The 21,597-nt window shown below is 72.5% G+C and carries 15 protein-coding genes; 4 read left to right on the top strand and 11 right to left on the bottom strand.

Going from position 1 to position 21,597, the window contains the following annotated elements; genetic code table 11:
* Nucleotides 1-3 precede the first annotated feature (3 nt).
* The 4 genes from COO58_RS24730 to COO58_RS24715 form a co-directional block, all read right to left on the bottom strand.
* On the bottom strand, nt 4-630 hold the full coding sequence (locus tag COO58_RS24730) for a histidine phosphatase family protein (protein WP_098747477.1): 627 nt from the start codon (nt 628-630) through the stop codon (nt 4-6).
* A complete protein-coding gene (locus tag COO58_RS24725; RefSeq protein WP_091568280.1) occupies nt 630-1,103 on the bottom strand; it encodes an NUDIX hydrolase in 474 nt (157 codons plus the stop codon). The genes COO58_RS24730 and COO58_RS24725 overlap by 1 nt, the downstream gene beginning before the upstream one ends.
* A complete protein-coding gene (locus tag COO58_RS24720; protein WP_098747475.1) occupies nt 1,100-1,567 on the bottom strand; it encodes a hypothetical protein in 468 nt (155 codons plus the stop codon). Before COO58_RS24720 ends, COO58_RS24725 begins: the two co-directional genes overlap by 4 nt.
* Nucleotides 1,568-1,639: 72 nt before the next feature.
* Nucleotides 1,640-2,443, bottom strand: a complete 804-nt coding sequence (locus tag COO58_RS24715) for a DUF1206 domain-containing protein (RefSeq protein WP_091568284.1) — start codon at nt 2,441-2,443, stop codon at nt 1,640-1,642.
* A 264-nt stretch (nt 2,444-2,707) separates the two neighbouring features.
* Between COO58_RS24715 and COO58_RS24710 the strand changes: the two genes are divergently transcribed.
* Together COO58_RS24710 and COO58_RS24705 are read left to right on the top strand one after the other, a co-directional pair.
* Nucleotides 2,708-6,106: an NACHT domain-containing NTPase gene (locus COO58_RS24710; protein WP_255292765.1), complete on the top strand. Its 3,399-nt coding sequence runs from the start codon at nt 2,708-2,710 to the stop codon at nt 6,104-6,106.
* Nucleotides 6,107-6,159: 53 nt separating this feature from the next.
* The gene (locus tag COO58_RS24705) at nt 6,160-7,080 is read left to right on the top strand and encodes an alpha/beta fold hydrolase (RefSeq protein WP_098747472.1); all 921 of its coding nucleotides are present in this window, start codon (nt 6,160-6,162) and stop codon (nt 7,078-7,080) included.
* On the opposite strand, the gene fxsT is transcribed toward COO58_RS24705, so the two are convergent.
* The 5 genes from fxsT to COO58_RS30385 form a co-directional block, all read right to left on the bottom strand.
* Nucleotides 7,058-10,993 (bottom strand): FxSxx-COOH system tetratricopeptide repeat protein, encoded by a 3,936-nt coding sequence (gene fxsT, locus COO58_RS24700; RefSeq protein WP_091568293.1) that lies wholly within the window; start codon nt 10,991-10,993, stop codon nt 7,058-7,060. The two genes, COO58_RS24705 and fxsT, sit on opposite strands and share 23 nt — an antisense overlap.
* Entirely contained in the window at nt 10,990-12,180 is a 1,191-nt protein-coding gene (locus tag COO58_RS24695; RefSeq protein ID WP_098747470.1) for a TIR-like protein FxsC, read from the bottom strand. The genes fxsT and COO58_RS24695 overlap by 4 nt, the downstream gene beginning before the upstream one ends.
* 129 nt (nt 12,181-12,309) lie before the next feature.
* Nucleotides 12,310-13,125, bottom strand: a complete 816-nt coding sequence (locus COO58_RS24690) for an aminoglycoside N(3)-acetyltransferase (protein ID WP_255292764.1) — start codon at nt 13,123-13,125, stop codon at nt 12,310-12,312.
* Nucleotides 13,113-15,416 (bottom strand): FxsB family cyclophane-forming radical SAM/SPASM peptide maturase, encoded by a 2,304-nt coding sequence (locus COO58_RS24685; RefSeq protein ID WP_098747469.1) that lies wholly within the window; start codon nt 15,414-15,416, stop codon nt 13,113-13,115. The genes COO58_RS24690 and COO58_RS24685 overlap by 13 nt, the downstream gene beginning before the upstream one ends.
* Nucleotides 15,417-15,423: 7 nt before the next feature.
* The gene (locus tag COO58_RS30385) at nt 15,424-15,597 is read right to left on the bottom strand and encodes a hypothetical protein (RefSeq protein WP_176558965.1); all 174 of its coding nucleotides are present in this window, start codon (nt 15,595-15,597) and stop codon (nt 15,424-15,426) included.
* A gap of 503 nt (nt 15,598-16,100) precedes the next feature.
* Between COO58_RS30385 and COO58_RS24680 the strand changes: the two genes are divergently transcribed.
* Together COO58_RS24680 and COO58_RS24675 are read left to right on the top strand one after the other, a co-directional pair.
* Nucleotides 16,101-17,624, top strand: a complete 1,524-nt coding sequence (locus COO58_RS24680) for a non-reducing end alpha-L-arabinofuranosidase family hydrolase (RefSeq protein WP_098747467.1) — start codon at nt 16,101-16,103, stop codon at nt 17,622-17,624.
* 166 nt (nt 17,625-17,790) lie between these two features.
* Nucleotides 17,791-18,084 (top strand): DUF4287 domain-containing protein, encoded by a 294-nt coding sequence (locus COO58_RS24675; RefSeq protein ID WP_098747466.1) that lies wholly within the window; start codon nt 17,791-17,793, stop codon nt 18,082-18,084.
* Between the two features lie 167 nt (nt 18,085-18,251).
* On the opposite strand, the gene COO58_RS24670 is transcribed toward COO58_RS24675, so the two are convergent.
* Nucleotides 18,252-18,668 (bottom strand): hypothetical protein, encoded by a 417-nt coding sequence (locus COO58_RS24670; protein WP_141561949.1) that lies wholly within the window; start codon nt 18,666-18,668, stop codon nt 18,252-18,254.
* Nucleotides 18,669-18,786: 118 nt separating this feature from the next.
* A complete protein-coding gene (locus tag COO58_RS24665; protein ID WP_098747462.1) occupies nt 18,787-21,387 on the bottom strand; it encodes a cellulase family glycosylhydrolase in 2,601 nt (866 codons plus the stop codon).
* Between the last annotated feature and the right edge of the window lie 210 nt (nt 21,388-21,597).

Here is a 21,597-nt window from a genome sequence, read left to right as displayed (position 1 = left end):
CGGTCAGCCCGCCAGGTGGTGGGCGAAGGAGTCCTCCAGGTGCCACAGGTCGTTGACCGCCAGCACCTGGACGGTCCCCTCGGAATCGGTGCGCAGCAGTGTGGCCGACGCGGTGGCGGGCCGGAACGGCGCCACCCTCGTCACCCCGATCACCAGGCAGAGCAGTTCGTTGATCACGTTCCCGTGCGTGACGACCAGGTGATTGCCCGGCGAGTCGTGCAGCCGGTCGAGGGCGGCACCGACCCGGGACCGGAACTGCGCACGGTCCTCACCGCCGGGCCATGCCGCCCACGTGCCGCCGCGCCAGGCCGCGCGGAACTCGGGCGTACGCTCCGACACGCCCTCCAGCCGACCCCGGTGGCACTCGGCCAGCCTGTCGTCCACGGTGAGGGACGGTTGGTGGACCAGGGCGGAATGGATGAGCTGCCCGGTCTCGCCGGCCCGCCGCAGCGGCGACACGCGCGCGGAGTCGAACCGTAGTTCGGCGAGTCGTTCGGCCAGGGCACCGGCCTGCGCCCGACCGATCTCCGACAGGGGCGGGTCCCACCGGCCCGCGTGGTCCGGGTGCGATCCGGCCTGCCCGTGCCGGACGAGGAGGACGGTCGACCAACGCGGGCGGGGCTTGATCATCAAGTATTGATAGCAGGTGATCGACCCGATGGGAACGGGGAGGCGGCAGCAAGGAGGTTCAGGAGGCCGTGCGGATACAGGATCGCCTCGCCGTCGGCGAAGCGGCGCAGCGGCTGCCAGCTGACCGGGCTGCCCTCGTCCGCGACGATCCCGACGGCGTCCCGCTCGTAGATCGACGGGTCCGCCAGGTCGGCCGAGAAGACGAACACGACCTCGTGACCGGCGCGGCCGAACGCCGTGAAGATGTTCTCCAGGACGCCGAGGGGTTCCACCTTGGACAGCTCGACCGCCAGTTCCTCCCGCAACTCCCGCCGCACGGCCTCGGCGGCCGACTCCCCGAACTCGACGCCACCGCCCAGCGGCCGGTAGAACGTCTCCCGCTTCGTCGCGTCGTGCGCCTCGAAGACCAGGAGGTCGTCCCCGCGTCGCACCACGGCGAGGGCCACGGCGCGAATGTGCGGCGGTGAGGTCACGGCGTGACCTCCGCCAGGGTCCCGTCCGGTCCCGGGCGGAACCTTCGCGGCGGCCCCATGGCGCGCATCGCCTGTTCGTAGGCGGCCGCACGCGCCGCCTGTTCCCGACCCGTGGGGTCCACGACGTGGAAGCAGAGCCCGTCCACCACCGAGTGCATGCCGTGCATGACGATCCGCCTGCCGGCACCCAGGCGCAGTAGGTGCTCGGGCAGTTCCGAGGGGCGGTCGAGGACCAGCTGGCGGTCGCACAGGACCGTGGCCCCGGGTAGCGCCGCGACGTGGGTGACGTCGTCGGGCGGCCAGGTCACGCCGAGCGTGCTGTCGCCGGCCGGAGTGACCTCGTACCCGGGAAGGGCCTGCCGGACGGCAGCCTCGGCCTCCGCCGGGTCCGAGGCGACCGCGGCCCGCAACGCCGGCCGCAGGTCGCCGTCGGCGAACGCCAGCAGCGCCGTCTTCGCGCCCATCGCACCTCCCGGTCGGTCCCCGGACGATACCCGGCATCGATCTCGACGGTGTGCCGGCGCCCGCGCCCCGGGTCAGACCTTGCGGTAGCGCGCCTCGGTCACCGCGAACAGGCCGTACGCCGTGAACCCGACCCCCACCACGAGCAGCAGCCAGGTGCCGTAGCTCTCGTCGGCGAGCGCGCGCAGCGCCGCGTCGAGTCCACGCGCCTTCTCCGGGTCGTACCGCCACGCGGCCACCACGAACAGGATCCCGGCGATCGCGTACGCCAGGCCCTTGGCCGTGAAACCCACCGTGCCGAGCCGGCCGACCAGCCGCCGCGTCGCCGCCGCCATCCGGCCGACGTGCAGGTGCTTCTCGAAGCGCCTGGTGATCCCGACGATCGCCAGCCAGACGCCGATCCCCGCCAGGACCAGGCCGGCCGTCATGACGGCGACCCGGCCGGCGTCCGAGGCGAGCAGCCCCGCGGCGGCGTCCTGCTGGGTGTCGGCGCTGGACGACTTCTTGCCGCGCAGCACCTTGACCCCGCTGAACGCGAGGTAGAGGTAGAACGCCGCCCGGCCGGCCGACGCCGCCCGCTCGCCCAGCCGGCGTTCCCGGACGATCTCCAGCACCTGCCAGACCGCCATGGCCACCAGCCCGACGACGATCGCCCCGATGAGCGCCGCGCCGAACGGCTCGTCGGCGATCTGCTGCATGGCGCCCGACTGGTCGCCGTCGGCGGCCGGGCCGCCGAGGGCGACCTTCATGATCACGTACGCGAAGAGCAGGTGCAGGATGCCGTAGCCGACGAAGCCGGCCCGGGTCAGGCGCTCCAGCCAGGAGTTGTCGGCGGCACGGGAGGCGGCCCCGCGCGTCCGCGCGGACAGCGATGACATGGACCGTCAATCACCGATCGCGGCTCCCGCCAAACCTCCGGCCCCGGCGTGCGCGATGAAATGACCGCCTTCAACCCCTTGCCTCCCATTTATCGGGTGAATGAAATGAATGAGCGGCAAGTCGTGCTAAAGCCTTCGCCCCGGTGCGGAATCGATAGCTTTCCGTCAGTGAAGTTTCTATCCTTGAAGGATCCGATCGCCCGCAGCGAAAGGGGCGGCATGCCGCGCCGTTCGAGCCTCAGCTATCGAGATGCGTTACGACTGTTGGCTCCCGGCAGCACGCGCATCGCCGAGACCGACAAGGTCGTCAACGCGGGAATCCTGGGCGCCGGCGCGCTCTCGCACGGCGCGGCGCTGGCCCTGCTCGGTCCGAAGAACGCGCTCATGCAACTCGTCCGGGACGCCACCGGCAACCAGGCCGGCCGGATACGCGCATCCGGCGGAAAGGCGTACTACGAACTGTTGGAGGCCAGCCACACGGTGCTGGCGCTGTCCGCGTTCTTCGACGGATTCCGGGACGAGGTGGGCCCGGGATTCGACCGGCTGGAACTGACCGACGCGGAAAAGGTCGCCATGGTGCCGGCCGAGCGACGTCGACACACCCTGCCCCAGGAAATCGACGCCGGATACTTTCCGCTGCCGTCGTCGGTGCACGGCATGGACGACACCCGGCGGGACGTCGAGGCGGCCTACGTCACCCTCTACGACGCCACCATCGCCTTCTGCGACGGCCTCGCCGCCTGGCCGGCGGTGCGGCGCGGGCTGGACCTCACCTCGCTGCGGTCCCGTGTGGTCGCCCGCAGCATGTGGCACTACGAGGACCGCTTCGACCGGCTCGCCACCGACCTGCCGGAATTCGGGTTCCGGATGGTCCGGCAGGCGATCGAGCACAACCTGGTCGACAACCGGAAGCTGACCGCCGAGGTCACGGAACGGCTGGACGCGCTGGCGGACCTGTCCCGCAACCTGGCCGGGCTGGCCGGCCCGGCCGCGCCCGAGCCGGACCGGCTGCGGGAATCCCTCGACCGGCTCGCCGGCTCGCTGGGCGCGGTGTTCCGGCAGCCGCTGCTGCGGATCAAGGACATCGACTTCCACCTGCGGCTGCCCACCGTGGAGCGGGGGTTCATCAGCCCCGACTTCCGGGTCGCGGAATACGACAAGCGCGCCGCGCCGGAGCGGGAGCGCTGGTGGGAGGAGCAGCCGCGCAGCGGCGACCTGGTCGGGTTCCTCTCCGACTACCTGACCGACCCGGCGAGCCTGCACCGCCCGCTGCTGGTCCTCGGTCAGCCCGGCGCCGGCAAGACGCTGCTGACCCGGGTGATCGCGGCCCGGCTGCCGGCGAACCGGTTCACCGCCATCGTCGTACCGCTGCGCCGGATGTCCGGGGACACCTCGCCGACCGAGCAGATCGAGTCGGCGATCGAGCAGCTGATGGACGAACGCATCCGGTGGGCGGACCTGCGCCGCGCCACGAGCACCACCACGGTCGTGGTCGTCTTCGACGGGTTCGACGAACTCGTCCAGGTCACCGGCACCGCCCACTCCCAGTACATCGACCGGGTTGCCGAGTTCCAGGAGGCCCAGTGGGACCTGGGCTACTCGGTCATCCCGGTGATCACCTCACGGATGCTGGTGATGGACCGGGCCAGCGTGCCCCAGGGCACGGTGCTGGTCCGGCTGGAGGACCTGACCGACGCGCAGGTGACGACCTGGGTGTCGGCCGTCAACGGCGCCAACGAGGACCGGTCCGGCTACCGTCGCCTGTCCGCCCGCGACCTGCTGTCGCACGGCGAGCTGGCCCGGCAGCCGCTGCTGCTCACCCTGCTGGCCATCTACTACGACGAGCACCGGGTGGAGGGACCCCCCGACCTGGGCATCTCCCGGTCCGACCTGTTCACCGGCCTGCTCACCGCCTTCATCCGGCGGCAGATCGGCGAGAAGGCGCCGGGCGACCTGTCGCAACGCGAGCGGGAGGCCCGGGAACACCGGCTGCGGCGCGACCTGGCGATCACCGCGTTCGCCATGTTCAACCGCAACCGGGAACTGGTGAACCGGGCCGCGCTCCGCGACGACCTGGGCTGCTTCGGCTCCGGCTCCGGCGACGGCACCCGGTTCGAGCTCGGCGACGTGCTCGGGCCGGAGCAACTGGTCACCGCCGCCTTCTTCGTCGTGTACGGCCCGGACGACCTCCAGGGCGAGGACGCCCGCCGGACCTACGAGTTCCTGCACGCGACGATCGGCGACTTCCTGATCGCGGAGTACGTGATCGGGTCGCTGCGGGAACTGGCCGAGCTGCGGCGGCGCACCCGCACCCCGGCCGGCTTCGGCTACCAGCTGGACACCGGCCAGTTCCGCGCCCTGCTCTCCCACCAGCCCCTGGTGAAACGGGAGGCGGTGGTCGGGTTCGCCCGGGAACTCAGCGCCCGGCACCCGGAGGAGCGTGGCGCGATCATCGAGACCGTCGCCGAGCTGCTGGCCGAGGCGCGGCAGCGGGGCAACGTCGCCGGGGTGGACGGCTACCGGCCGTCCCCCTACGACCCGGTGCGGCTGCTCGCCGCGTACACCGCCAACCTGGTCGCGCTGGCCGCGCTGGTGTCGCCCGACGGCGTACGGCACACCGACCTGATGGACGACGAGACCTGGGTCTCCACGGTCCGGCTGTGGCGGGCCGGGCTCGACGAGAAGGGCCAGCTCGCCATGATCAGCTGGCTGGGGCGGGACGCCGACGGCCGGATCACCGCCGAACGGCGGCGCGAGCGCCGGGGCGAGACCGTGAGCGTGGCCGCCGAGGAGGCCCGGCTGCTCGGCGACATCACCACGTACGGCCAGTTGCAGGCCGGCGCGCGGACGTGGCGCGGCCGGCAGCCGGACAGTTTCGAGGCCGGCCGGTTCCACGCGGACCTGGTGTCGCTGGCCACCCGGCGTTGGCCGGTGCCGTCGTTGCACCAGCTCATCCTCTACGACGAGCGCAGCTACCGGCGGCTGTGGGAGCGGGCCGTCGAATCGCCGGCGGCGGTGTCCAGCACCAGCGCCACGGTGCTGCTGGAATGCCTCGCCGAGGATGGCGCGCAGTTGCCCCGCGAGGTGGTCTGCGGGTTGACCCGGGTGGCGCTGGACCGACTGCCCCGGTCGGTGACCGCGCCCCCGGAGCTGATCATCTCGTGCCCGTACCTGATCGACGAGTTTCCCGAGCTGCTCGACTCGATCGGCACGCCGGAGGACCACGCGGTCCTGCACGCGCTGATCCTCCGGCACGGGCTCGACCGGCTGCCGTCCCGGTACGTGCCCCGGGTGCGGGCGGTCCTCGCCGACATCGAGGGGCGGCTCGCCGAGCTGCCCCTGGAGGACGGGGTGGTCTCCGCCGAGATGGCTGAGCAGTTCGCCGCCGCGCGGGTCGACAACCGCACCGCGTTGTGGTTGCTGATGGCGCTGAGCGAGTACGCCGACCTGGCCTGGCGGAAGATCCGGCCCGGGACCATGGCCGCCCTGCTCGCGCACCGGCTGCCCGACGAGTTCCTCGACGAGACGAGCCTGTGCCGGCTGCTCCTCGACTACCTGCGGGCGCACGACCGGGTGCCCGCCGACGTCACGTTGACGGCCGCCCTCGACACGCTGCGCGTCCTCGCGGCGACCGATCAGGGCCTGGCCGCCGATGCGGTCTGACCCCACGCCCGGCCGGCCCGCCACCCCCGCCACCACCGTCCCGGAGGCCCGGTTTGTCACACCCGCCCACGCACCGCGAGCACATCGTCCGATCCGGAAGGCGCAGCCTGGCCGTCGACGTCGCCGGCGCGGAGCGCGGCTGGCCGGTGTTCCTGATGCACGGCACGCCGGGCAGCCGCAACGGGCCGCGCCCGCGATCGAGCGTGCTCTACCGGCTCGGCGTCCGGCTGATCTCCTACGACCGGCCGGGTTACGGCGGCTCCAGCCGGCTGCCGGGCCGCCGGGTGGCCGACGCCGCCGCCGACGTCGCGGCCATCGCCGACGACCTGGGCCTGGACGAGTTCTCGGTGGTCGGCCGCTCCGGGGGCGGCCCGCACGCCCTGGCCTGCGCGGCGCTGCTGCCGGAGCGGGTACGGCGCACCGCCGTGCTGGTCGGCCTCGCCCCGGCCGGCGCGACCGGACTGGACTGGTTCGGCGGCATGACGGAGGCGAACGTCCGCGACTACGGAACCGCCGAGCACGACGAGGTGGTCCTCGCCGAGCAGTTGCGCCTGCGGGCGGAGCGCACGATCGACGACCCGGGCTCGTTGCTGGCGCTGCTGGTCGAGCAGATGACCGAGGCCGACCGTCGGGTGGTGGCCGGGGTGCCGATCCGCCGGCAGTTGACCGACGCCTACGCCGAGGCGCTGCGGCGAGGGCCGGACGGCTGGATCGACGACGTCCTCGCGCTGCGCGCCGACTGGGGCATCTCGCTGGCGGAGATCCGGATGCCGGTACGGCTGTGGCACGGCGCCGACGACAACTTCGCCCCGGCCAGCCACACCCGCTGGCTGGCCGGTCGGATCCCCGGCGCGCAACTGCATGTGCAGCACCGCAGCGCGCACTTCGGCGCGGTCGAGGTGCTGCCGGAGATGCTGGCCTGGCTGACCCGCCCGTCGGAGCGGACCCCGGTCAGATCGGATGCGGGTCGATGATCCGCCGCTGGAACCGGTGCTGGCGGAGCGCCTCGACCGCCGGATGGTGCTCGCCCAGCCGGCGGGCGAGCTTGTCGGCGACGGTCTCGATCTCGGCCCGCCGGCCGGATTCCATCCGCTCCCGCATCAGCACCAGGTTGGCCCGGCAGCGCAGCGCGTTCGGATGCTCCGGTTGGAGCACGCGGTCGAGACCACGGGAGGCACGCTGCAACAGCTCCAGCGCCGCCCGGTCCGCCGCCTCCCGGCCCTCCGGCGGGTCCGGCTGCTCGGCGAGACAGATGGCCTGGTTCATCCAACCGGAGAGGGGGTACGGGTGCGCGTCGCCGAGCACGGCGGCGAGTGCGTCCGCCGAGCTGCCGGCGAGCTGCCGCGCCTCGACGAAGTCCCCGGCGCGACGGGCCACCATCGCCAGGTTGACCTGGCAGACCAGGGTCAACGGGTGCTCGGGGCCGAGGTTGCGCCGGTAGATGCGGTGCACCTCGGTGAGTTCCCGGCTGGCCCGCTGGTGGAGGTCGACGGTGAGCAGGTTGATCGACAGGCTCAGCCGGCAGGTGAGGGTCTCCGGGTTGTCCGGCCCGAACCGTTCGGTCAGCAGCTCGTAGGCGGCCTCGAGCAGCTTGCCCGCCTCGACCGCGTACCCGGCCGCGCGGAGCGACACCGCCAGGTTCGTCTGCGTCCGCAGGGTGATCAGGTGTTCGGCGCCGGCGGTGTGCAGCAGGTCCCGGTGGACGGCCCGCAGCCGGGCGATCGACTGCTCGTAGTCGCCGGCGTCGCGCATGTCGATGCCCACGTAGGCGGAGGAGGCCAGCGTGTCCGGGTGGCTGTCGGTGAGGGTGCCGCGGCGCCCCTCCAGCACCATCTCGTCGTTCTTGCGCGCCTCCTGGAAGTCTCCCATCAGGCGCTGGGTGCTGGCCAGGTTGTTCAGGGCGGCGAGGGTACGCGGATGGTCCTCGGCGAACAGTCGCTTCCAGGCGTTGAAGGTGATCTCGTCGAGGCGCAGCGCCTCGCTGTACATGCCCATGCCGCGCAGGTCGCGCGCCAGCCCGCCCGCCGTCATCAGGGTGTGCGGGTGGTCGTCGCCGAGCAGTTCCCGCTGGGCCGCGAGCACCTTCTCGTCCAGCGCCCGGGAATCCTTGAACTGCCCCAGGAAGGCGAGGATGTTGGCGAGGTTGAACTGGAGGTGCAGCAACTGCCGGCGCAGGTCCTCCCGCGCCCGCTCGTCGGTCTCCTCCGCCAGCATCCCCTTCCAGGTCCGGACGACCTCCTCGCCGAGCCGGCGGCCGGTCTCCAGGTCGCCCCGCAACTGGAGGTAGCGGACCCGGTCGATCATCAGCGCCCGCACCTCGACCTTCCGGCTGAGCGCCGCCTTCGACGGCTCCAGGTGCGGCCAGATCACCCGGAACTTGGGCCAGTTGACCGGGTCGTCGACCTCGCCCTCGGGCCGGAAGGCGGCCAGCACGAGGTGGACCTGGGCGCGCGCCTCGTCGAGTTCCTCCTCCGTCATCCGGGACCGGACGGCGTGCTGGAGCAGGCGGTGCATGAGCACGAGCCCGCCCCGGCTCCGCTCGCCGCCGGACGGGTTGTCGGCCCGGAGGTCGACCCGGACCAGGGCGAGCCGGTTGGCCTGCTGCACCAGCTGCTGGCGGACCAGGCGCTCCTTCGCCTGTGGGTGGAACGGCACCAGCGCCTCGGCGAACTTGTTGCTGTAGACCAGGTCGGCCGAGATCTCCGGCGCGAACACCGAACAGAGCTGGAGCACCCGGTAGGCCGCCGGGTTCCGGGTGCGCAGGTGGTTGAGGGACAACTCCCAGGTGGCCTCCACCGAGACGTTGCTGTTCGGTTCCATCACCGCGCCCGGGCCGAAGCGGGCGATCTCGGTGAGGTAGCTGTCGACCGAGTGGCCGGTGTCGGCCAGCCAGGCCGCCGCGGCGGTGACCGCGATCGGCAGGTCGCCCAGCAGAGAGGCGATCTTGTCGGCCTGGTCCGGCCGCATGTTCGGCACCCGCTCGGTGAGGTGCTGGATGCTCTCCGCCCGCTTGAACACGTCGACCTGCACGGTGGTGGCCCGCTCGACCCACTGGAGGTTGCGGGACGTGATCAGGACGTGGCCCTTGCCGTCCGGCACGTAGGGCAGCACGCCCTCGACCTCGTCGGCGTTGTCCATGATGAGCAGCCACCGCAGGTCGGTGTGGCGCAACGCCTGGAGGACCAGCCGGGCGTTCTCCCGGTTCGACTCCGACGCCTGCACGCCGAGGTAGGGCGCCAGGTCGCCGATCGCGGACTCGATGAACGGCACCTGGTCGGCGTCGACCCACCACACCATGTCGTACGCGGCGCGGTAGCGGTGGGCGTACTCCAGCGCCAGCTGGCTCTTGCCGATGCCGCCCATGCCCTGCAACGCCACCGGCCCGGTGCCGGCCAGCACCACCTTCGGGCTGCTGCGCAGCAGCGTCCGCAGCTCCCGCAGGTCCGCCTCCCGGCCGGTGAAGCGCTTGTTCCGGCCGGGCACCTCGAAGACGCTGTTGTCCCGGCCGGGAAACCGGGGGCCGGTCGGCAGCTCGACGTCGGCGCTCGCGCCCTCCCGCCCGACGAGCCGCAGGATGCGGGTCGCCGCGGTCCGGGCCTCCAGCCCGGCGACCGAGACGCTGTGCGCGGCCGGCACGTTGGCCAGCCGCCGCACGTCCGCGACGTAGACGACCAACGGCACCTGGTCGGGTGAGCGGTCCGGCGCGGCGAGCACGGCCTCCTCGGTGGCGTTGGCCTCGGAGACGATGATCAGCTCCCGGGCCGTGCGGGGCGTCTCGTCGTCGGCGAACCAGGGGTCGGTCACCCGGACGTCGGCCGAGGCGAGCAGGTTGCCGATCCACTCCGCCCACACCCGGTCGTACGGGTCGTGCCGCAGCAGGATCTCGTTCTCCACCGAGGTGGACGTGCGGGTGAACCGGGCGTTGACCCGGTCACGCACCGCGCCGCTCATCGGGGGCAGCGACTCCACCTCGCCCCGGGTGATCTCCCGGGCCAGCACCTCGTACGCCGACAGCAGCGAACCGTTGACGCCGGGCTGGTCGGCGAAGGTCGCCAGCAACTCCTCGTACGCGTAGTAGGCCTGGTAGGGGACCTGCATCCGGGCCCAGTAGCGGTCGCGTTCGGCCTCGCTCATCCCGCTCGGCAGGCCGCTGAAGCGCTGCCGGGCCACAGCCCGCCCGGTGTCCGCCTTGATCTTCTCGGCCGGGTCGATCCGCATCGGCACGGGCAGCACCCGGATCCGCCGCGAGCCGTAGCGGTGCTCGACCAGTCGGGCCACCTTGGCCGCCCCGGTGATGCCCTGCTCGCTCAGGGTGAAGCAGGTGACGAGCACGTCCGGGAGCTGGATGGTGCAGATGTCGGCGACGTCGGAGAAGCCGGTGCGGCTGTCGATCAGGACGTAGTCGTAGTTGCGCTTCATGTCGGCGCGCAGCGCGTCGAAGAAGTGGCCGCCGCCCTGCCGCTCGTAGAACTCGTCCCAGTTCATCCCGGCCAGCGCGCCGGCGTAGTCGTTGTTCTGCTGGCCCGCCGAGAGGAAGTCGAGCGTGCCGTCACCGGGGAAGTTCGACCAGTTCAGCGAGAACGAGTACTTGTGCACGCGGGCGTACTGCTCGTGCCAGCGGTCGTCGCCCTTGTCCTGCGTGGTGGTGGTCGCCCACTCGTACTCCCGGATCAGGTCGATCACCCCGCCGGTGCTCTCCAGCGCGTCGCGGTCGATGAACGGCGCGAAGAAGCGCGCCAGCCCGGGGGATTCCAGGTCCCAGTCGACGGCCAGGACCCGCTTGCCGTTGGCGGCGAGGATCCACGCCACGTTGGCCAGGGCCATGGTCCGGCCGGTGCCGCCCTTGTAGGAGTAGAAGGTGACGACCTGTCCCTCGGGTCGGGTCATGGCTCCACTCCTTCGTCGGGCGGCGGGTTCTCCCAGAGCCGGGGTTTGCTGATCGGCCGTCCCGGCGGCGGGTAGGCCGGTCGCGCGTCCAGGTAGCGGCGTCGCATCCGGTCGACCAGGCCGTGCACCCCGGCCCGCCAGTCGTCGTAGGTGGTGACCGCCAGCGGGCGGGCCGCCGGGGGGAACATCGCCACCGCCCGGTCGAGCAGCACCGTGGAGTGGGAGCGGCGGCCGGGCGCCGGGTCGTCGATGAGCACCACCACCCCCACCCAGCTGTGCAGGCAGTCGACGGCCGCGCGGACCGCCTCGGTGCCGTCCGGCGTCTCGACCACCCGCGGGTCGACCATGAGGACACCCGGGCAGCCCCGGAACAGGCCCTCGTCCGGCGCGAAGTCCTGAACGTCGATCGGCATCCGCAGCCGCTGGACCGCGTCGGTGACGTCGTCGACCACCGGGGGTCGGTCGCGGAACGGTCGCCACCGACCGGCGTGCGTGTCGGGCCGCCCGTTGAGCCGGCTCGCCTCCGGCGGCTGGCCGGGGGCGATGACCACGGCCAGGAAGGGCACCTCGCTGGTCGGGGAGGAGGGCACGTCGGTCGGCCCGGTCGGCGGCTCGGCCGGTTGCAGCGGAGTCTGCTCGGCGGTGTCGACGATGTGCTGGGCCAGCCGGCCCAGGACCTCCTGGTAGTCGCGCTGGAAGATCTGCAGGCGGCAGAGCGCGCTCATCCCGTTGGCGGCGTAGGCCTCCACGTCCGCGGCCATGGCCAGCGCCCGGGCCTGGTCGGTCGCGTGGACGGCGGCGGGTGACGGGGTCCACAGCACGGGCAGGATGTTGTCCCCGTCGGCCGGGCGGCCGGCCCGCAGCAGCCGTTGCCGGAACCACTCCCGCTCCCGGCGCGAGTCGTCCCGGTTGAGGTAGTCCGGGGAGTAGAGCGGGACGAACACCTCGGCCTCGGCGAGCGCCACGCGCTTCTGTTCCGCCCGGTCCTCCGACAGCCGGACGGTGAAGTCGGCGAAGCCCCGCCGCCGCAGTCGTGCACCCGGGCGCCCGTCGATGGCGAGGTTGAGATCGTGGTAGAAGCGGCGGACCCAGTGGTCGCCGAGGGTGCGGTCGCTGTGTGTCGGTGGGGGGACGTAGCTGAGGAAGAAGTAGCGCGCGCCGGCGAGGACGGGCCTCTCAGGACTCACGTCGGCACGACCCGTCCAGCGTGGACGGAACCTCCGACCGCCAACCGGTAATGATCACGCGCTGCTCTCCAGTCGACACGTTGTGCGTATCGATCAGAGTAAGAGACGGTGCCCACCGGTGAACAGGCCTCACCGTCCGGCGTGGTGATCCATCCAGCCGACCGCGGCGCGCACCGCCGCCGGCATCGGCAGCAGACGGGCGACGGCGTCCCCGACCGTTCCGTGGCGGGTGAAGTCCGCCCGGTCGAGGTCCTCGCCGATCGCGGTGAACGGGGCCGCGTCCAGGTGCGGGGCGACGAAGTCGAGCCGCTCCCTGCGGCCGTCCCGGAGCACGTAGCAGCGGTAGGGGCGGATCATCGGCGGGCGGTGCGACCGGTACTCGGCCAGGTGCAGGGCGGTGCACGACGACCAGCCGACGCCGAGCAGCAGGATCCGCGCGTCGGCGGCCTCCAGGGCGGCCAACGGGGACCGCTGGCCGAGGTGCGAGTCGAGGTCGTGGACGCGCATCAGCGCCTGCGCCCGGGGGCCCCACGCGCTGAACGACGTCTGGGGGTGGCGGCTGCGCACCGCGCCGGGCAGCCGGCGTACGTGTTCGGCGAGCGCGCCCACCCCGAACGACGGTGTGGTGGCCGGGTCGAAGCCGGGCATCCGCTCCTCGTACGCCCGGCGCTCGTCGTCGGTCATCCCGGCGGTCGCGGTGCGGTACGCCGCGCTGCTGACCGAGTTGTCGGGGGTCTGCGCCGGCACCACGACGGTGCCCGCCGGCCCGACGGCCGCCCGGAGCGCCCGGGCCAGGGTGGCCGCGCCACCGGTGACCGGGCCGACGGCGCGCATCGCGCAGTGCACGAGCACGACGTCGCCGGGGCCCAGCCCCAACGCCCGCAGCTCGGCGGTGAGGGTGCCGAGTCGGTGTCCGGCGCGGACGGCGGTGGTCACGACGGCCACCCGGCCACCGCGTGAGCCACCTGCCGGAGCAGCCGGGAACCCACCGGCGTGAGGGCGTCCGCCCGCTCCAGGGCGCCGATGGCCTCGGCCGTCCAGTCCCGGTACCGCCGGTAGACCGCCTGCGCTCCGTCGACCTGGCGGTCGGCCCGGACGCGCCAGATGTCGGCCACCGCAGCGTGCGCGTAGATGCCCTGCAGCACGGCCTCCGGGGGGCGCGGGTCGGGCCGCCAGCCGACCGTGATTCCGGCCGGCCGGGTGCCGTCGACGAGGTCGTAGAGGTCGAGCAGGGCGTTCATCTTGCTGTGCTGGAACTCGTGCACCAGCAGCACCGCCAGCGACCCGGCGTCGGTCTCCGTGGCCGCGACGCCGCCGAACGCCTGCCGCGCGGTCGAGGCTTCGCTCACACCGGCGCCGCTGCGTCGCAACGGCACCAGGGCCCGCAGGCCGGCGCGCAGTTCCTCGGCGTGGCCCGGCGTCTCGTCCCGGACGATCGTCCAGGCGGCGCCGAACGTGGTCGCCCAGTGGGCGGCGGTCGCGTCGTCGAGCCGCCCGGCGGCGGGCAGCCGGTGGCAGTCGCGGTGCGGGTCGCCGTCCTCCAGCAGGACCGTCACGTCGTCCGCGACCAGAGCCCGGGTGGGTTGCCAGCGGGGCTCGTCCCCGGCCGCGTCGACGCGTACCGTCACCGCTCCGGCGGTCACCCGCAGCGATCCGGGGCCGACGTGGACCTCCGCCGCGCCGTCGCCGGCCTCGGGCAGCAGCACGGTGCCGACGGTCGGCAGGTGCAGGCGGCCGGCCCGGACCGGCACGGCGAGCCGGAGCGGGATGCCGGCGTCGCGCGCCACGGCGGCGGCGATCGCGGCCAGGTAGTCGGCGCCGTACCGGGCGCCGGTGCCGGCGCCGGCCAGGCACTCGACCGCCCACGCGCGGACGTACGGGTGGGCGGTGACCCGGACGACCGACTCCGGCGCGTGCCGGTCGAGGTCGGTCAGGGCCGCCCAGCCGTCCGCTCCCGGACCGGGGCCCGGCACGCCGGCGGCCACCGCGCCGAGCAGCGCGCGGACGATGGCGGTCTGCGCCTCCACGAGCCGGCGGACGGCGGACCGGTCGCCGGTCGAGGCCGCGAGACGGTCGATCAGGTCGTCGGCCGGGTCGGCGGCCAACGGGGCCGGCGTGGACGCCGGCGGGTTCTCGTTCACGTGCACGATCAGCTCTTTCAGATCGACGCAGTAGACGCTGGGACGGTCGAAGTGCCCGTCGCCGTAGCGGTGGGCGAAGAGGCCCCCACCGCACTGGGCGACCACCGGGCAGCGCCGGCACTCGTCGCTGAGCCCGGCGCGGCCGGTGCGGCGGCGGGCCAGTTCCGGGCTGCCGGCGACGTCGTCGGCCGAGTGCGAGAAGACGGTCATGCCGGTGGCGGGCGCGCCGTCGTACGTGGTCTTGAGCGAGTCCGCCTGCTCCCACTCACCGTCCGTCTCGATCACGGCCAGGTCGACCGGGTCGAGGCCGAGCCACTCGGTGCCGCTGGGACCGCCGCCGGCCGTGGACCGGAGCGAGTCGAAGAGGCGGACCGGGACCGGACGTCCGTCCGCCCGCCACCGGTCGTAGACCGCGCGGAGCCAGTCGGCGTACGCGGCGCCGCCGCCCGGCCGTGGGGGTGGGCTGTCCCAGGTGGCGTGCGGGAGCAGGAAGTCGATCCGGGGCGGTCCCTCGGCGAGCAGCGACTCGTAGACGGCGAGCGGGTCGTTGCGGACGTCGACCGTGCACAGCAGCCCGGACCAGAGCCGCCGGTAGGCCGGGCGGCGGAGGAGGGCGAGGGCCCGCAGCACCTGGTCGTGGCTGCTGGCGCCGTTGCGGAACCGCCGGTGCCGGTCGTTGGCGGCGCGGTCGCCGTCCAGCGAGACACCGACCGCGACGTCGTACTCGGCGAGCAGGTCGCAGAACCGTTCGGAGAGCAGCACCCCGTTGGTCTGCATGCCGATCCGCAGGTCGGTGACCGGGGCGACGGCGGCCCGGAGGTCGGCGAGGACCCGGCGCAGCCGCTCGGGGCCCAGCAGCAGCGGCTCCCCGCCGTGCAGGATGACCGAGACGCGCGGCAGGTGGTGCGCGGCGGCGTGCTCGGCGATCCGGCCGGCCGCGGCCCGGAGCACCTCGGGCGTCATCCGCGCCGGGCGCCGACGCCAGCTCTGGTCGGCGTGTTCGTAGACGTAGCAGTGGTCGCACGCCAGATCACATCTGGAGTGGACCTTCAGCACGAACTCGGTCAGCGCCGCGCGGGCCGGCCCGGGGGACATCGCCGGATCAGATGAACGACGAGAACTTCGCGGCGGGGATCCTGGACTGATCGAGGTGAGCCGCCATGACCCGGCGCACGATCGGCGAGATGTCCGCGGCGGAGAGGCGGTCCAGCGGCTCCGCGCGAACCCTGCCCAGCGACACCGGGGGCTCATCCTGGGGCATGGGTGCGGTTGTCATGAGTCTTCCTTAGGTATTCGTGTGCGCGCCGTGCGGGCACATGAAGCGACGGCCTACCGTAGTGCGTCCATAGGTTGATCACCATCAACCCACCGGTGCGACACGGTCCTCATAAGACTGAGTGCGGCGAGTGTCGGCGGTGGCGTCGTACGTGCGGCGAGGGATCAATATTATGCCCCTTTTTGGGCATCAGGCATGATTCAAAAGTCCAGACTTTTACAGAAATCGGCCACCTGATCGCAACATGTGTGTGTCCGGCTCGCGTCCCTCCGGCCGGGACCGTGAAGACGTTACGTCTTGACGAACAGCGTGTTATCGCTCACAGTCGATGTCATAGGACGGCGACGCCTGTGGCTTACCGGGCAGGCCCTGCTTCGTCGAACCATGGGTCGGACGTGCCTCACCATGCGTGGTGCCAAGTGTTAGCGCTAACAGGTCCTGACCCACGTCCCGGTCCGTCCGGCCCGGGCGGACCGCACGGCTCTGTTCACCGGAGGAGGATCATGTTCGCCCTCGATAGGTCCCCATCGATCGTGTCGTCGCCCCGACGGCGCAGGTGGCTGCCACGGCTCGTCGCCGCCGGCGTGACGGCGGTGCTGGCGGGTGTCGGCGCCGCGGCGGTGGTGTCGACCCCCGCCGCCGCGGCGACGGTCGACACCAGCGCGTGGTACGTGCTGGTCAACCGCAACAGTGGCAAGGCCCTCGACGTCTACAACCTGGCCACGAACGACGGCGCGCGGATCGTCCAGTGGGCCCGCAACAACGGCAACCAGCAGCAGTGGCAGTTCGTGGACTCGGGTGGCGGCTACTACCGCCTGCGGTCGCGGCTGTCCGGCAAGGTGCTGGACGTCTACAACTTCTCCACCGCCAACGGCGGCAACATCGTGCAGTGGTCCGACGCCAACGGCGTCAACCAGCAGTTCCGGCTCGCCGACTCGGACAGCGGCTACGTCCGGTTGATCAACCGGAACAGCAACAAGGTGGTGGAGGTGCAGGGCGCCTCGACCGCCGACGGCGGCAGCATCGTCCAGTACGACGACTGGAACGGCAGCAACCAGCAGTGGCAGCTCGTCCGCGTCGACGGCGGGGGCAACCCCACCACGCCGCCGCCGAGCGGTGGGTGCAACCTGCCGTCGAGTTACCGCTGGAGTTCGACCGGTCCGTTGGCGAACCCGCGGTCGGGTTGGGTGTCGTTGAAGGACTTCACGGTCGCTCCGTACAACGGTCGGCATCTGGTCTACGCGACGACGCACGACTACGGGTCGTCGTGGGGGTCGATGAACTTCGGGTTGTTCAGCAACTGGTCGGAGATGGCCTCGGCCAGTCAGAACGCCATGTCGCAGGGCACCGTCGCGCCGACGTTGTTCTACTTCGCCCCGCGCAACATCTGGGTCCTGGCCTACCAGTGGGGTCCGACCGCGTTCTCCTACAAGACCTCGAGCGACCCGACCAACCCCAACGGCTGGTCGTCGGCGCAGCCGCTGTTCACCGGCAGCATCTCCGGCTCCGGCACCGGCCCGATCGACCAGACGCTGATCGCCGACGAGCAGAACATGTACCTGTTCTTCGCCGGTGACAACGGCAAGATCTACCGGGCCAGCATGCCGATCGGGAACTTCCCCGGCAGCTTCGGCTCGACCTACACCACGATCATGAGCGACTCGACGAACAACCTCTTCGAAGCCGTCCAGGTCTACAAACTGCAGGGCCAGACCCGCTACCTGATGATCGTCGAGGCGATCGGGGCGCAGGGCCGCTACTTCCGCTCGTTCACCGCGACCAGCCTCAACGGCTCGTGGACCCCGCAGGCGGCGACCGAGAGCAACCCGTTCGCCGGCAAGGCCAACAGCGGCGCCACCTGGACCAACGACATCAGCCACGGCGAGCTGATCCGCACCAGCGCCGACCAGACCTTCACCGTCGACCCCTGCAACCTGCAACTGCTCTACCAGGGCCGCGCCACCAACTCCGGCGGCGACTACGGCCTGCTGCCCTACCGCCCCGGCCTGCTCACCCTCCAACGCTGACCTACCCGGGAATCGGGAGCCCGACCCGCGCGGACGCGGATCGGGCTCCCGAACCGTTGTCCGTGAGGCAACGGTCGTGCTTCCTATCGTCGTTGATCGCCCGGTGCCGCTGACCGAGGCTGGTGGTCGACAACGACGGAGAACGAACGACACCGGGGGCGACCAGATGTCCTTCCAGGCTTACCTCGACACGATCGAGGACCGGACCGGCAAGACCCCGCGCTCCCTGGTCGACGAGGCCAGGCAGCGCGGCTACCACCGCACCGACGTGAAGGCCGGCGTGATCGTCGACTGGCTGAAGGAGGAGTACGGCCTGGGCCGGGGACACGCGATGGCCCTCGTCCACGTGATCAGGAAGGGCCCGACGATCAGCGCCAGGCACGTCGGCTCCACCGGCTCGCACCGCGACGCCACCGACACGTTGTGGCTCGACGGCAGGGCGGCACGGGCTTCCGCGTAGGGCCCGGGTGGACGGTCACGCTAGCGTTCGGCGCATGGGAGCGATCAAGCCGTGGCACCTGGCCGTCCTGACCGTCGTCTGCGTGCTGCCGGCCCTCGCGGCCGTGGCCGGCGGGATCTGGGCGCTCCGGCGATCCCGCAACCGCCGCTGAGCGGCGGCCCGCCGGCTCACCCGGCTGCGGCGATACCGGTTCGTGCCGTCATCTCGTGGAGGAGGGCCGGGGGCACGGAATCCGGGTCGCACGGGACGAGATCCTCGGGAGCGTGCACGCCGACGCTCGTTCCGGGCCGCCACACGAGGACTCCGCCGACCGGGAGGAAACCGACCACCTGGCCGTAGGGATGCTCGTGCGTCTCTCCGGGATCGTCGGCCGGCGCCAGGGACCGCACGACCATGCCTTCCCGCAACCAGGGCGGCTGGTCGACCAGGAGCGAGACATCCACTCCCGCGGACCCGTAGAGGCGTTCCGCGGCCTCCCGCGCCATTCGGCCCAGTTCGTCGGTCCGGTGGGTCGAACCGACGTCGACGTCGCCGTCCGGACCGGTGAGGAGGAGGCGCATCGACCGGTCGGCGGCGTACCGCACGCGGCCGTTGATGCTGGGTGTCATCCGTGCGTCTCCTGGGGTCGTGGATCGCCCGCCCACTCTAGTCGGGTGCCGGGACCGGAATCGCCGAAGCGGCTCCGGTCCCGGCACCTCGGCATCACGACGCGTACGCGGCGACGGAGTCGATCCGGAGGCTGCTCGCGCCGGTGGTCCCGCCCGGGTAGAGCGACATCTGCGTGACCGAGCCCAGGTCGAGCGGGCCGGGGGTGGCCCACGGCGGCGGCGCGAAGTCGCCGAACGGCACCTCCACCACCCGCGCCTCGGTCCCGGCGAACGTGAGCGTCTTCTCCCAGTAGAAGCCGGACGCCACGAACTGGACGGTCAGCTGTTGCCCGTCCGCGCCCGGCTCGACCCACATCCGCAGCCCGGTGGTGCCGCGCCAGTCCTGTGGCACGGACAGGTTGCGGATGACGCCCGCGTACCCGCTGGCGCCGGGCGTCCAGTCCAGCCGCATGCTGTGCCCGCTGCCCTCCCCGGCCGGGGCCAGCGTCGCGGTGATCGGGTCGCCGCCGGTGTTGCGCGGGTAGGCGGCGGCCAGCGCGGCGTCCGACGGGTAGGTGTCGAAGTCGTCGACGACCACACCGGGCAGGTCGGCGCGGGTGGCGAACGCCGCGGTCGCGGTGGTCGAGCCGTACCCGTTGGTGGCGGTGATCCGCACGTGCAGCGTGGTCCCGGCGGGCCACGCCGTGGTCGGCGTGAACCCGGGGGTACGCAGGCCCGACACCGCCACCAGCGGCGCGCTCAGGTCGGCGTGCGCGGAGACGGTGAGCGAGTAGTACGCGGCACCCGGCGCTGCGGACCAGTCCAGCGCCGCCAGCCGGCTCACCCCGGTCGCGTCCGGCGCCGGCGCGGTCAGCGCGAAGGCGCCCGGCGCGGTGCTGGCCGTCGAGTCGGAGCGGGCGGTCAGCGCCACCGAGGCGACCGCGAAGCGGGCGTCCCGCCGCCACACCACGCGCATCCCGTCCACCCCGCGCAGGCCGGAGACGGAGAGCGCGTACCGGCCGGCGCCGACCCGGTCGATCCGGGGCCGCACCGTACGCCAACCGCTCGTGCCGTCGGCGGACACCTGGAGCACGGCGCGGGGACGCCCGGACGAGGCGACCGTGACCGTGGCCGCGGTCAGGTCCGCGCGCCGGTACCGCAGCTCGCCCGAGCGCCCCCGCCCGGGCGCGACCAGCACGCCGTCGCCGGCCGGCGTGCGGCGCAACGAGTCGCTGTGCCCGGCGCTGACGAACCAGTCCTCCAGCGGGTCGTACACCTGGTCCTGGCTTCCGGTGGTGCCGACCGTCCGGGAAACGGCCAGGGCGGCGCCGGTGGCGTCGACCGCCACCACCCGGTAGGAGACCGGGCCGGTCGGGGTGGTCAGGTCGAACCACGGGGCGTCGTCGGCGCCCACCGGCTCGGTGCCGCTGACCGTGGCCCAGGCCCCGCCCGGACCGCGCCGCTGCACGAGGTAGCCGGTGGCGCCCGCGGTTCCCCGCCAGCGCAGCGTGTTGATGCCGTAGTCGGCGTCGACGGCGGTCAGCAGCGGTCGGTCCCCGGTCACGGCCGGCGCGGGACGGCCCGACATCCGACCGGCGAAGCGGGTCAGGGCGGTGACCGCCGTCCGCATGGCCGGGGTGTCGCCCGGATAGTGCACCGTGAAGCCGTCGCCGTGCGGCACGAAACCGTGGTGGTCGTGGTGGCCGAAGAGCGACCAGAACAGCGCGCCGGTCACGTCCGGGTTGGCCGCCACCTGGTTCAGCAGCTCGTCGGTGGCCTGTCCGGAGCCGAACTCCCCGGCGACGTAGACCTTGCCGGCGGCGGTGGCCGCGGCGGCGTCCGCCGCGATGCCCGCCGCGGTCGGCGGATAGTAGTGCGAGTCGCTGATGTCGACGTGCGGCGAGGCCAGGACGGCGGGGTCGACGCCGTGCTGGCTGCCGGCCGCGACCAGTTGACGCGGGGCGAGCGTCCTGACGTGTCCGGCGAGGTCGTCGACCCAGTCGGCGGTCATCCCGTTGAGTTCGTTGCCCAACTCCCACGCCATGATCGTCGGATCGTCGGTGTACGCCGTGCCGGTGTAGCGGTTCACGTGGGTGAGCAGCGTCCGGACGTACTCCTTGAACGCGGCGCGCGCCGCCGGGTCGGTGTAGAACGCCGCGCCGTCGTCGTCGGTGCTCAGGCCGAGCCAGCGCAGGAAGTCGTACCGGCCGCCGTGGTAGTACTGCCAGTTGTCGGTGAGCGGGACGATCAGCCGCAGGCCCTGCCGGCGTGCCTCGGCGATCGCGTAGTCGATCCGGTCGAACGCCTCCGGGTTGAACTCGCCGAGCGAAGGTTCGAGCGACCGTGGGTGTCCGGTGGAGACGCCGAGGGTGTGGGCGCGGACCACGGTGGCGCCCATCCGCCGGGCCGTGGTGAGCCCGTCGCGGATCCGGAAGTAGGTGGGGTGGTCGACGGCCGGCGGGTCGGCCGGGTCGGTGCCGCCGACGTTCTCGTCCAGGCCCAGCCAGTACATGTTGGGTCCGGCGAACCGGAAGGGCCGCCCGGCGAGGGTCAGCCGGGTGCCGTCGCGGACCACGAACGTGTGGTCGGCGCGTCGGGCCGATTCGTCGGGTGCCTGCTGCCGGGCGCCGGCCCCTGCCGGTGGGGCGGGCAGGGCGGTCGTCGCCAGCGCGGCGAGGACCGCGACGACGACGGTCCGGCGGATGCGCAGTGTCATCGGAAACCTCCGCAGCTGTGCCGCCGGGGCCGGCGGCGACCGAGCGGCGACGGCGTCCGTCGATGTCCGGCCGTCGCCACGGCCCACTGAACCGGTTAAGGTATCGAGCGTCAAGCGCTGGAAACACCGCGTTATTCGAACGTTATCGATGACGTCACGAGCCTGGGCCCGTCCGAGCGCACGCCTGAATCGGTTAACGGGCGGCACCGG

Source organism: Micromonospora sp. WMMA1996 (assembly GCF_002573675.1).
GTDB lineage: Bacteria > Actinomycetota > Actinomycetes > Mycobacteriales > Micromonosporaceae > Micromonospora > Micromonospora sediminicola.
This window is presented reverse-complemented; position numbering and strand designations above follow the sequence as displayed.